Below are 12,303 nucleotides of genomic sequence, written 5' to 3' on the forward strand. Positions count from 1 at the left end.
TTCCCGCCTTCGCGGGAATGACGTGCAAGAGCAAAAGCGGAACAAGAGCGAAACATCATGAAAATCGGCCTGCGCATCTTCCTCGGCTACTTCCTCATCGTCGCGCTCGCGGCCTTCCTGCTGATGCGCGTGTTCGTCGCCGAAGTGAAGCCCGGCGTGCGCCAGGCCATGGAAGACACGCTGGTCGACACCGCCAACGTGCTGGCCGAACTTGCAACGGCCGATTTCATGGCAGGCCACATCAACGATGGCCAGTTCGCGCAACGCATCCGGACGATGCGCGACCGCGAGGTGGACGCCGAGATCTGGGGACGGCGCAAGCACGGCATGAGCTATCGCGTGTACGTGACCGGCGCGAGCGGCATCGTCGTCTTCGACAGCGCGGGTCGCGACGTCGGCAAGGACTATTCGCGCTGGAATGACGTGTACCTGACATTGCGCGGCCGTTACGGGGCGCGCTCCACGCGATCCGACCCCAACGACGATGCCTCGTCGGTGATGCACGTCGCGGCGCCGCTGCACGATGCGCAGGGCCGCATCGTCGGCGTACTCACGGTGGCGAAGCCGAATCGCACGATCGCACCGGTGATCGCCCACAGCCAGGCAGTGGTGATGCGATGGGGCGCGCTCCTGCTCGGCGTTGCGCTGCTGATCGGGTTGGTCGCGGCATGGTGGCTTTCGCGCCAGCTCGGCGGCCTGCGTCGTTATGCGCACGCGGTCACCGCCGGCGAACGCACGAGCCTGCCGAATACGGTGGGCGAATTCAACGAACTGGGCCGGGCGCTGGAAACCATGCGCACGCGGCTCGAAGGCAAGCAATACGTCGAGCAGTACGTGCATACACTGACCCACGAAATGAAGAGTCCGCTCGCGGCGATCCGCGGCAGCGCCGAGCTGCTCGAAGAGTCGATGCGTGAAGGCGATGAGGGGCAGCCGATGCCGGAGGTCGACCGCATCCGCTTCGCCACCAGCATCCGCCTGCAGAGCGAGCGCCTGGCGCAGATGATCGACAAGCTGCTCGCGCTCGCAGGCGTGGAGCATCGACAGCGGCTCGAGAACCGTGAAGTGATCGATATAGCCAGCCTCGTCGATACTGCAGCCGAACAGTGCGCGTTGCGACTGGCGCGAAGCAATGTTCGGCTGGAAACCGATGTGCCCGGCACATTGCCGGCACTAAGCGGCGATGCCTTCCTGCTGAGGCAGGCGCTCGTCAATCTGATCGAAAACGCCGCCGACTTTTCGCCTGATGGTGGACGGATCGTTCTGCGTGTCGCGGTGGAGGCCGAAGCGGTCCGCTTCGATATCGCCGATGAAGGCCCCGGCGTGCCCGAGTACGCCCTGCCACGCGTGTTCGAGCGTTTCTACTCGCTGCCGCGGCCGCAGGGTGGCAGTCGCAGCAGCGGGCTGGGCCTGTGCTTCGTCGCGGAAGTCGCCGCATTGCACGATGGCGAGGCTACGCTGGTGAATCGCGATGAAGGCGGTGCGCAGGCAAGCCTGGTCGTTCCGTTGTAGGTCGGAGCCTGCGTTCTACCGGAAGAAGCCGCGCCCTGTAGCGCCGCGCCTGCGCGGTGCCCTCTTTCCGCAAGGCGGCACCGCCGCAGGCGCGGCGCTACAAGAAGGACTTCCGTTCTGCTTCCCGGCGCGACTTCACCCTCGCTTCACCGTTGCACCATCGTGCGCGCACCGTCGCCTTCGATCCTGCTGCCGTCACCCCGCAGGAGGAAGCCATGCGTCTGTTGCTCAAGTTGCTGTTCGTGTTCGGCATGACCGTCGCGATCATGATTCCGTTGTTGCTGATTCGCGGCACCATCAGCGAGCGGCAGGCGTATCGCGCGCAAGCCATCGAAAACATCGCACGCAGCTCGGCGGGAGCGCAGGCCTTCTCCGGCCCAGTGCTGGTAGTGCCTTACACCGAAACCGTCGAGGTCGAGGAAAAGAACGACAAGGGCGAAGTCATCCGCAAGGTCAAGCGCGACGGCGCCTCCGGCCGCTGGACGTTCTTCCCCGAACGCCTCGACGTGCAGGGCAAGCTGATTCCGAACACGCGCCGCCTCGGCCTGCACGAAGTGCGCGTGTACGAGCTGCAGGCGCTCGCGCGAGCCGGCTTCGACGCACATATTCCCGCCGATGAAAACCCGGAACTGCCGCGCAGGATCGGCCGGCCCTGGCTGAGTTACGGCATCGCCGACGTCCGCGGCTTGGCGGGTACGCCGCAGCTGCGCATCGACGGCCGCGACGTCGCGCTGGAAGAAGGTTTCGGCAGCCGCGATGGCGGTGGCCTGCACGTGCAACTCGCCGTGCCTTCCGCCGGTGCACAGCTGAAACTCGATACGCGGCTCGACTTCAAGCTCGCCGGCACCGAATCGTTGGCGATGGTCCCGCTTGCGCGCAGCAATGTGTTCCGGATCGACTCGGCCTGGCCGCATCCGCGCTTTGGCGGCGATTTCCTGCCTCGTCAGCCCAGCGTAAGTGACAGGGGCTTCAACGCGCAGTGGGAAGTCTCATCGCTGGCATCGAATGCGCAGGCGCAGTTCCTTTCCGGCAAGACGCTCCCGATGATGCAGACCGATCGTGGTTACGCGCGCGGGGATAGCGCCAGTACCGCAGCCTTCGACACAAGTGGCATCGATGCGGTCGGCGTATCGCTGGTCGACCCGGTCAACATCTATTCGCAGGCCGATCGGGCGAGCAAATACGGGTTGTTGTTCGTGGTGCTGACCTTTGTCGGCTTCTTCATGTTCGAGCTGATCAAGCAGCTCCCGATCCACCCGGTGCAGTACGGACTGGTCGGTCTCGCGCTGGCGATCTTCTTCCTGCTGCTGGTGAGCCTGAGCGAACACATCGAGTTCCCGTGGGCGTATCTCATCGCGAGCGCCGCGTGTATCGGGTTGCTCGGGTTCTATCTGAGCGCGGTGCTACGCAGTATCGCGCGCGGCCTCGGCTTCGCCGCGATGCTGGCTACCCTATATGCGGCCCTGTATGGCTTGCTCGTGTCCGAGGACAACGCGCTGGTGCTGGGCTCGGGACTGCTGTTCGTGATCCTTGCGGCGATCATGGTGATTACGCGCAAGGTGGACTGGTATGCGTTGGGCAGTCGCAAGCCAGTGGCAGCTTCTGCCTGAAACGAAGAGGGGAAGTGACACGGCGTGCACACGCCACGCCGTTCGTCTGTAGGTGCCGGGCTTGCCCGGCACGTATTTAGGCGGTAAGCGGCATAGGAAGGCAGCGGAGCAAAATTTCGCTTGCAAGGCCGTGCAACGCGCCAGGAACCGGCTGCTACGAAACGAACTCTTGCAGTGCCGGACTTGCCCGGTGCGGATGCGCGAAGCACCGGGCAGGCCCTGCGCTACAGAAGCAAATGACGGGTTAAACGAACAACGACACGCCCGGCACCAGCCACAACGAAACACTGGCAAGCCCCACACCGATACCTGTAGCCGCGAGCACATCGCTTGGGTAATGCAGTCCGAGCACCACGCGTGACACCGCGACGCTCGCAGTAAACGGAATCAGCAACCACGCCAGCACCGGGTAATGGGCGAGGGCGACGACAGTGAACGCCACCGCGTGCAAGGTGTGGCCGGAAGGAAAAGAGAACTCGTCGAGCGGTGCCACCCACGCGCGGATGCGCGCATCGCTGGCAAACGGACGCGGGCGCCGCGTCCAGCGCTTGAGCAGCTTGTACAGCGTCAGCGCAACCAGGCCGGTGAGGGCGAGATGCGCGGATGCTGCCAATCCATCGAAACCGTCAGCGACGATCAGCGCCGCCATCAGCACGTACCAGAACACGCCGTCGCCCAACCTGCTGATTGCCGCGAAGCAGGCGCGGGAGCCGCCGGCTTCACCCAGGCGATTCGCGCGCAGGCACCAGCCCGATTCGTTGGCGAGGATGCGCCGCGGCAATGTCGATTTCATGCGACCTCACGTTCGGCCTGCGGACCGGCATCCGGGGAAGCGGAGGGAGACCGCCGGGCCACCAGGTTCTGCAGAAGCGCGTCGAAGTCCGCGGCGACCTGTTCCGGCCGCAGGCCGCTGATCGCTTCGCGCCCGGCCATGCTCATCGCGGCGCGCAAAGCCGCGTCGGTGCCGATGCGAACCACGGCGCTAACGAAGCCATCGTCATCGCCGTCCGCAATCGCCGCGCCATGCACGTCGTTGTGAAGGTGCTCGCGCGCGGCTCCATAATCGAACGCAACGGTCGGAACGCCGCTCGCCATCGCTTCCAGCGTCACGTTGCCGAAGGTTTCGCTGTGACTGGGAAACACGAAGACGTCGCCGCTTGCGAAGTACCGGGCGAGCACCTCGTCACGCTGGATGCCGCAGAAGATGAAGTCCGGATTTTCCTGCTGCAGCTTCATGCGCGCCGGACCATCGCCGACCCAGATGAAGCGCGCATCGGCGCGCGACTTCTGCAACTCACGGAAGGCGCGCACGGCGAGATCGAGGTTCTTCTCGGGCGCAATGCGGCCGACATAGATCGCGGCGAGGCCGTCGTCGCCGACACCCCATCGAGCGCGCAGTGCGTAGTCGCGGCGCGCGGGATCGAACAGCTTCGTGTCCACCGCACGCGGCAGGAGCACGACATCGTTGAAACCGTTTTCCGCCAGGAACAGTTGCAGTTCGCGGGTCGGCACCAGCGTCGCGTTTGCGCCGTTGTGGAAGCGACGCATCCAGCGCAGCGCGGTCTGCGCGAGGAAAGCCGCGCCGTAATCGCGCATGTATTCGTCGAAACGGGTGTGGAAGCCGGTCGATGCCGGAATGCCGAGCTTGCGCGCCACGCGCAGTGCCGACCATCCCAGCGGGCCTTCCGTGGCCACGTAGATGGCGTCCGGCCGTGTCTTCTGCCATGCCACGGTGAGCTTGCGCGTCGCCGGAAGGCCGAGACGCAGCCCCGGATAGCGCGGCAACGGTGCGCCGCGAACCAGCAACTCATGCGGTTTGCCGCAGCTATCGGCGTCTTCATTGGCCTGCCGCGGACGCACCAGCGAGACATCGTGACCACGCGCCCGCAGACCGTGTTCAAGGCCCTGGACAGTGAGTGCCACGCCGTTCACTTCCGGCGGGTAGGTCTCGGTGACGATGGCGTAGCGCATGCGCGACTCCCGGTTTTGGGGAGGTTGCGTGCGAGGCGTGTCCCGGCTGTTTCAGCGGGATGACCGGATCATTACGCAGAGCGGAGTTCGCTCCGCTGCTCTTCGCCATTGCAGTGGTAGTGCCGCGCGTGTGCGGTGCCGAACTGGCAGCGTCGCCCGCGGGCCCACCGCCCCAACAGCGGATCGCTCAGAGTGCCGCGCTGCGCGGCGGGGCAGTTCCCAGTTGCGGCCAGCGTTGCAGCACCGAGGCGCGGATCCCGCCGGCGTCGAGGCCGGCTTCGGCCAGCAATTGTTCGCGGCTGGCGTGGTGCTGGAATTCGTCGGGCAGGCCGAGGTGCACCACCGGCACGACGATGCCTTCGGCTGCGAGCAGTTCGGCTACACCGGAACCTGCACCACCTGCGACCACGTTGTCTTCGAGCGTGACGAAGCCGTCGTGCGTCTTCGCCAGTTCAAACACAAGTTCGCGATCCAGCGGCTTCACGAAGCGCATGTTGACGACGGTGAGCCCGAGTTCCTCGCCCACCTTTTCCGCCGCCGGAACGATCGCGCCGAACGCCAGCAGCGCGATGCGCGCACCACGGCGGCGCACTTCCGCCTTGCCGATCGGCAGCGTGTCGAGCGTGGGCTGGATCGCGACGCCGGGGCCGGTACCGCGCGGATAACGTACGGCGGCCGGGCCTTGGTAACGATGGCCGGTCGAGAGCATTTGCCGGCATTCGTTCTCGTCGGCCGGTGCCATCACCACCATGTTCGGCACGCAGCGCAGATAGGAGAGATCGAGGTTGCCGGCGTGCGTCGCGCCATCCGGGCCGACCACGCCGCCGCGATCGATCGCGAACAGCACGTCGAGCTTCTGGATCGCGACGTCGTGCACGAGCTGGTCGTAGCCGCGCTGCAGGAAGGTCGAGTAGATCGCAACGACCGGCTTCGCGCCTTCGCAGGCCATGCCGGCGGCGAGCGTCACGGCGTGCTGTTCGGCAATCGCCACGTCGAAGTAGCGATCGGGGAATTCCCTGCTGAAACGCACCAGGCCCGAGCCTTCGCGCATTGCCGGCGTAATGCCCATGAGTTTCGGATCGACCGCTGCCATGTCGCACAGCCAGTCGCCGAATACGTCGGTGTAGGTGGGCTTCTTCGCGCCGGGCTTCGCGACCAGGCCCTTGCTCGGATCGAACGGACCGACCGCGTGGTAGCCGATCTGGTCGCCTTCGGCGAGTTCGTATCCCTTGCCCTTGGTCGTGATGATGTGCAGCAGCTGTGGACCATGCAGGCCCTTCAAAGTCTTCATCGCCGCGAGCAGCGCGCCGATGTCGTGGCCGTCGATGGGGCCGGTGTAGTGGAAGCCCATTTCCTCGAACAGCGTGGACGGCACGAACATGCCCTTCCAGTGTTCTTCCCAGCGCTTGACGAAGCGCGCGGGCTTGCCGTGCTTGTCGCCGAGCAGCTTCTTGCCGCCTTCGCGTATCGCGTTGAGCGTGCGGCTGCCGGTGAGGCGGCCGAGCATCTTGGTGAGGCCGCCGACGTTCTCCGAAATCGACATCTGGTTATCGTTGAGGATCACCAGCAGGTTCGGCTCCGGCTCCATGCCGCCGGCATGCATCAGTGCCTCGAAAGCCATGCCCGCGGTCATCGCGCCGTCGCCGATCACCGCCACGACCTTGCGTTCGTCACCCGCGCGCTGCAGTGCCGTCGCCATGCCGAGCGCCGCGGAGATCGACGTGGAGGAGTGGCCGACGCCGAAGGTGTCGTATTCGGATTCCTCGCGCTTGGGGAACGGCGCGACGCCGTCCTTCTGCTTGACCGTGTGGATGGTGTCGCGGCGGCCGGTGAGGATCTTGTGCGGGTAGCACTGGTGGCCGACGTCCCAGACCAGGCGATCGACCGGCGTGTCGTACAGGTAGTGCAGGGCGACGGTGAGTTCGATCACGCCCAGTCCGGCGCCGAAATGGCCGCCGACCATCGCCACCTGTTCGATCAGGTAGGCACGCAGTTCGTCGGCGATGTCGCGCAGTTCTTCTTCGGGGAACTGGCGCAGGTCGGCGGGGACCTGGATGCGGGACAGGCGCGGATAGCGTTGCGGATCGATCATTTCGGGAGACGTGCCTGGAAAGCCGGCCATGGGGCGCGAAGCAAGTCCATCATTGTCCCGCCGGGTGGGTATGGGGGCAAGCTGACGCAGGTTGCGCGGCCCGGAAGCCATGTTCCGCAACGAAAAGGCGGCTTTCGCTGCCTTTTTCCTTCGTTTCTTCAACGTCCGCGAAGGCGCCCGAAAAGACCGCCGGACTTCTGCGGCTCCGGTTCCGGTTCAGGCTCGCGGTAGGGCTCGGCGTAGCCCGTGGCCAGGTTGGCGTTGACGAAGTCGGCGACTTCCCCGACCGGGACGCCGGAAGCAGCGCTGACTTCGTCCGGCGTCGCGGGGCCTTTCATCATCGCGGTGGCAATGCGGAAGTGCTTGGGGAATTCGCGTTCGGTCTGCGGCCACTTCAGCAGGCGGTAGCGCGCGCCGGCATCGAAGCCGGGCATCAGCTTGCCCTTGCCGGCCTGCAGCGCGCAGAACCACAGCAGGCGCGATAGCGGCTGGACTTCCCCGAGTACGCCGGTTTCGGCGTTCCAGGTATTGGCGTCGACCGGGGCGAAGTCGCCCGCCTTGAGCACCGATTCCACGTGCGCCACCAGCGGCTTGAGCGTGGGCGGGCCGAAGTACTGGTGCTGGTCGAGGTCGAGCAGCACGCTCGTGCCACCCCGCTGCAGGCGAACGCGGCCGTGCAGCTGGCCCGGCGCGAGCCAGTCGATCAGGGTGAGGTCACGCAGCGGTGCCGGAGCCTGGGGAGCGGGGGCGGGAGGTGTTTCGGGGGCTGGAGCCGTCGCGCTCGGCGCGGGTGGCGCGGCGCTGGGCGCTTCGCGCGGCGGCGGCGGCGGCGCCGCGGGCGTTTCCAGTACGGCGGCGACGGCAGCGGAGGGGCGCTGGTCGGGCGCCGCGGCTTCTTCGCTGATCAACTTGGGAAGTTCTTCGGGCAACTGATGCTCGGGTGCCGGCGACGGCGTGATTCCGTGCGGCGCGGCGGCATCGCTCGGCGGGGCGATCTGCTGCAGCAGTTCGGCTACGGATTCGGCATTGAACGGCTTGCCGAGACGGAAGTCGGTCTGCGCGCGCGGTGCGGAGGTCAGGCCGATGACGACCTTGCCCGCGCCGTGCAACCGTAGCCAGCTCATCGGCCCGTACATGCTGTCCATGTCGACCACGACGTGGGTAGCGTCCTGCTCCGACACCAGTGGCCAGCGACCTCCGATGCGCATGCTCGCCTCGGCGAAGGCGGATTTCAGGGCGGTTTCCGTGGCGGCATCCATGCCGGTGAGGCCGAAAGTCGGGAGCATGTTGTTCCGGTCCGTTGCGAATGTGACAGGGCGGCGAGTGTTGCCCGGCCGGGACAGGCCGTCAACGAGCCGTCAAGGTCAGCTTGTGACGTGCCATGGCGGATGGCCCGGCTGGGCACGATGGACGCGAGGACGTTTCCGGTGCTGCATTCACCCTGATGCGCCGGAGGCTTATTGAACCGCCAGTTCCACTCGTGCCCGCTTGGGCAACTGCGCCTTCAGGAAGGCCATCTGGTCGGCGAGGATGTTGCGGTTCGACAGGATCAGGTGCTCGACCCAGCTCGGCCGATAGGGCACCGCGAGCAGCGGCATGCTCGCCTGCTGCGGCGTGCGGTTGCCCTTGCGCGAATTGCAGTGGAAGCAGGCGGCAACGACATTTTCCCAGACATCGCGTCCACCCTTCGACACCGGCAGCACGTGGTCGCGGGTGAGGTGTGGCCGCGGGTAATCCCGGCCGCAGTACATGCACAGATACGCATCCCGCGCGAACAGCGCGGCGTTGGTCAATGCGGGCGTCGGATCAAGCGCATGCGCGCGCGCATGGCCTCGCGCGGCAACGATGGGATGCAGTTCAAGCAGGCTCTGCGTGCCGGTCTGGCGGCATGTGCCGCCGTGCACCTGGAGGCAGGGATCGCCGAGCGTCCAGGCAACCGCGCCGCGCGCGTACAGACAGGCCGCATCCTGCCAGCTCATCCAGTCCAGCACGCGGCCGTGCGCATCCAGAGAAAGCAAACGGACCGCATTGAGGCGGTCCGTCATGGGTCGCGAAATGGTTCCGTGAGGCGAGATTTCAGGCATCGAGTGGAGAGCCGGGTCACGCAGCCACATCTCGGCGTGCGTTCCGGTTCGGACCAGCCTCAGTTTGGCTCTATCGGTCTCCATCGGGGAACCAGCTTATACGCCAATGTCTACGTTTTGTGTACCCGCCCGCGAGAAACGCAAAGCGCGAGAATATCCATGCCGCGCGGGCGGCCCGTAAAAGTGAACGGCGTTGCGCTGTGTAGAGGAGGCGTGCAGCGTGCGCCGTGCGCTCGCTCCTCGCGTTCATCATCCCCGGCCCCGCAGCATTCATTGCCAGCCGTTACGCGCGCGCCACGACGCAATTCAGGCATCGAACGCAGCTTCATCCAACGCCGTCAACGTATCCGCCGGACTCCCCATCGCCGCCGCATGCGTCAGCGTGCGCGGCAGGATGCGGGCGAAATAGAAGCGCGCCGTTTCCAGCTTCGCCTGCTTGAACGCCTCCGGATGATTCGACGCCTGCGCCGCCGCCGCGCTGCGCGCCCACCAGTAGGCGAGGGCGACATAACCCGAGTACATCAGGTAGTCGTACGAAGCCGCGCCGATTTCCTCCGGATTCGCGGCCGCGCGCTGGCCGACCTGCAGCGTGAGCTGCTGCCATTGCGCGACCTTCTCGCGCAACGGGCCGATGAATTCAGCGGCGCTTTCGCCGCCGGGAAGAGTGCCGCCGGAGCACGCATCGCAGAACTGAGTAACCATGCCGAGGAAGATCTTCAGTCCCACGCCTTGCAGCTGCATGATCTTGCGCCCGAGCAGGTCGAGCGCCTGGATGCCGGTGGTGCCTTCGTACAGCGTGGTGATGCGTGCATCGCGCGCGAGCTGCTCCATGCCGTGTTCGGTGATGTAGCCGTGGCCGCCGAAGCACTGCAGTGCATGGTAGGTGCACTCCACGCCCCATTCGGTGAGACAGGCCTTCACGATCGGCGTTAGGAAGCCAACCAGCGCGTCGGCATGCTGGCGTTCTTCTTCCGTCGGCGCGCGTTCGGCGATATCGACCTGCAGACCCGCGTGATAGCTGAGCGCGCGCCCGCCTTCAATCAGCGCCTTGCAGGTGAGCAGCATGCGGCGCACATCGGGTTGCACGATGATCGGATCGGCAGGCCTGTCGGGAAATTTCGGGCCCGAGAGGGAACGGCTCTGCAGGCGCTCGCGCGAGTAACGCAGCGCGTTCTGCCATGCGCGATCCGACAGGCCAAGCCCCTGCACGCCAACGCCGAGGCGCGCGGTATTCATCATGGTGAACATCGCCATCAGGCCCTTGTTCGCCTGGCCGATGAGATAACCCTGCGCGCCATCAAAGTTGAGCACACACGTCGCCGACCCGTGGATGCCCATCTTGTGCTCGATGCTGCCGCAGCGCACCGCATTGCGTTCACCGATGCTGCCGTCGCGCGCGACCTTGAACTTCGGCACGACGAACAGCGAGATGCCCTTGCTGCCTGCAGGCGCATCCGGGAGTTTCGCCAGTACGAGATGGACGATGTTGTCCGTCATGTCGTGCTCGCCGGCGGTGATGAAGATCTTGGTGCCGCTGATCGCGTAGCTGCCGTCCTCGTTCGGAACCGCTTTCGTCTTCAGCAGGCCGAGATCGGTGCCGCAGTGCGGTTCGGTGAGGCACATCGTGCCGGTCCAGCGACCGTCGATGAGCGGCTTGAGGAAGACTTCGCGCTGCCAGTCCTCGCCGTGATGCAGCAGCGCATCGGTCGCGCCGTGCGACAGCAGCGGGAAGTTGCCCCACGCGAGATTCGCGGCATCGATCATTTCCTTGAGCGGCACGCCGGCGGAGTAGGGCAGTCCTTGTCCACCGAATTCCACGGGCGACACCAGGCCGGTCCACCCGCCTTCCACGAACTGCGCGTAGGCCTGCCGGAAGCCCGGGGGCGTGGTGACTGCGCCCGTGTCCTTGTCGAAGCTGCAGCCGACGCGGTCGCCGGTTTCGTTGAGAGGTGCAAGCACGGTTTCGGTGAAACGCGCGGCTTCATCGAGCACGGCATCGAGCACGTCGCGGCTGGCATCGGCATGGCCGAGCCGCGCGAATTCCTGTTCGGCGCCGAGCACGTCGTACAAAACGAAACGCATGTCGCTGAGGGGGGCTTTGTAGGTGCTCATTTCGGCTGCCGGGTGCTGGAGCGAGGAAGTTGCGGAGGACGGAGGCCCACCGGAGTCTGCTGCGGCTGGCTAGAGCCTGGACTTCAAGCGCTGCAGGGCGACAAATCCGAAGAGCCCGCAGTGTCATTCGTCGCGAAGGCGATCCATGGAGTCACCATGAAAAGCAACGTCCCTGGATCCCGCCTTCAGGGGATGACGAACAGCCCTCAGCGCATCACGCCCGGCAGCCCCGGCGCGGGATTGAGCTGGCTGCCGCGCTTGATCTCGAAGCTGCGCTGCCGCGCTGCATCGGGCGTCGCCATGATCGTGCCGCTCAACGTGTAGCCGATGCTGCGGCCGCCCGCGAGCGCGTCGGCGACGGCCAGCTTCCCGGCGGCCTGCGGGGTGAAGACGGCGGTCACGACGTCCGCCGATTCGGGGCCGATCGATATGGCGGGCTGCGCGGTGACGCGTCCGGCTTCGCTATCGCCGAAGGTGAGCGCGAGATCGACCGAATCGAACTGCATCGGAATGCTGCTGAAGTTTTCGATGCGCAGGTCGACGGACCAGCGCCCGTCGGCGCGAACGGTGAGCTGCTGGATGAGCGCGGAAGGTTCGGACACGCGGCGGACGGGGCCACTGGAACACGAGGCGAGCAGTGAGACGAGTGCCGCAGCGCCCAGCATGCGCAGGAGAAACGAGCCTGCCGTGCCCCGGATCCGACCTTCAGCCTTCATGCCGCTGCTCCAACGTGGTGGGAGGCGAGCATACAACGCACGAAAAAAAGAAAGCCCGTTACTCCTGTAACGGGCTTCCGGTGAGCCCGGGGGGATGGACCGGTACTCACGGTTGCAGCCGGTGTCTCTGGGCCGGAGACCACCAGCGTGCGGATTCCGCAGCGCAGGCGTTGCGGTGGTCGATCGCGCTCGGCATGCGCGTCGAC

At 65.9% G+C, this 12,303-nt stretch carries 9 protein-coding genes; 2 read left to right on the forward strand and 7 right to left on the reverse strand.

Annotated features, from left to right (window positions below):
* Positions 1–57 precede the first annotated feature (57 nt).
* Both creC and creD read left to right on the forward strand, forming a co-directional pair.
* On the forward strand, positions 58–1,512 hold the full coding sequence (gene creC, locus ASD14_RS04170) for a two-component system sensor histidine kinase CreC (protein WP_056129449.1): 1,455 nt from the start codon (positions 58–60) through the stop codon (positions 1,510–1,512).
* A 215-nt stretch (positions 1,513–1,727) separates the two neighbouring features.
* Positions 1,728–3,122 (forward strand): cell envelope integrity protein CreD, encoded by a 1,395-nt coding sequence (creD, locus tag ASD14_RS04175; RefSeq protein WP_056132069.1) that lies wholly within the window; start codon positions 1,728–1,730, stop codon positions 3,120–3,122.
* A gap of 244 nt (positions 3,123–3,366) precedes the next feature.
* On the opposite strand, the gene ASD14_RS04180 is transcribed toward creD, so the two are convergent.
* The 7 genes from ASD14_RS04180 to ASD14_RS04210 form a co-directional block, all read right to left on the reverse strand.
* Complete coding sequence (locus ASD14_RS04180; RefSeq protein WP_056129452.1) at positions 3,367–3,915, reverse strand: phosphatase PAP2 family protein; 549 nt, start codon at positions 3,913–3,915, stop codon at positions 3,367–3,369.
* Entirely contained in the window at positions 3,912–5,093 is a 1,182-nt protein-coding gene (locus tag ASD14_RS04185; protein ID WP_056129455.1) for a glycosyltransferase family 1 protein, read from the reverse strand. The genes ASD14_RS04180 and ASD14_RS04185 overlap by 4 nt, the downstream gene beginning before the upstream one ends.
* Positions 5,094–5,280: 187 nt before the next feature.
* Positions 5,281–7,185, reverse strand: a complete 1,905-nt coding sequence (gene dxs, locus ASD14_RS04190; RefSeq protein ID WP_056129456.1) for a 1-deoxy-D-xylulose-5-phosphate synthase — start codon at positions 7,183–7,185, stop codon at positions 5,281–5,283.
* Positions 7,186–7,343: 158 nt separating this feature from the next.
* The gene (locus tag ASD14_RS04195) at positions 7,344–8,471 is read right to left on the reverse strand and encodes a hypothetical protein (RefSeq protein ID WP_056129460.1); all 1,128 of its coding nucleotides are present in this window, start codon (positions 8,469–8,471) and stop codon (positions 7,344–7,346) included.
* Between the two features lie 171 nt (positions 8,472–8,642).
* Positions 8,643–9,230 carry an HNH endonuclease gene (locus ASD14_RS04200; RefSeq protein WP_235565306.1) on the reverse strand — a complete coding sequence of 196 codons (588 nt, stop codon included), beginning with the start codon at positions 9,228–9,230 and terminating at the stop codon, positions 8,643–8,645.
* A 345-nt stretch (positions 9,231–9,575) separates the two neighbouring features.
* A complete protein-coding gene (locus ASD14_RS04205; RefSeq protein ID WP_056129465.1) occupies positions 9,576–11,381 on the reverse strand; it encodes an acyl-CoA dehydrogenase C-terminal domain-containing protein in 1,806 nt (601 codons plus the stop codon).
* Between the two features lie 206 nt (positions 11,382–11,587).
* Entirely contained in the window at positions 11,588–12,046 is a 459-nt protein-coding gene (locus ASD14_RS04210; RefSeq protein WP_056129466.1) for an LEA type 2 family protein, read from the reverse strand.
* Between the last annotated feature and the right edge of the window lie 257 nt (positions 12,047–12,303).

This window comes from Lysobacter sp. Root494, from assembly GCF_001427225.1.
Taxonomy (GTDB): domain Bacteria; phylum Pseudomonadota; class Gammaproteobacteria; order Xanthomonadales; family Xanthomonadaceae; genus Agrilutibacter.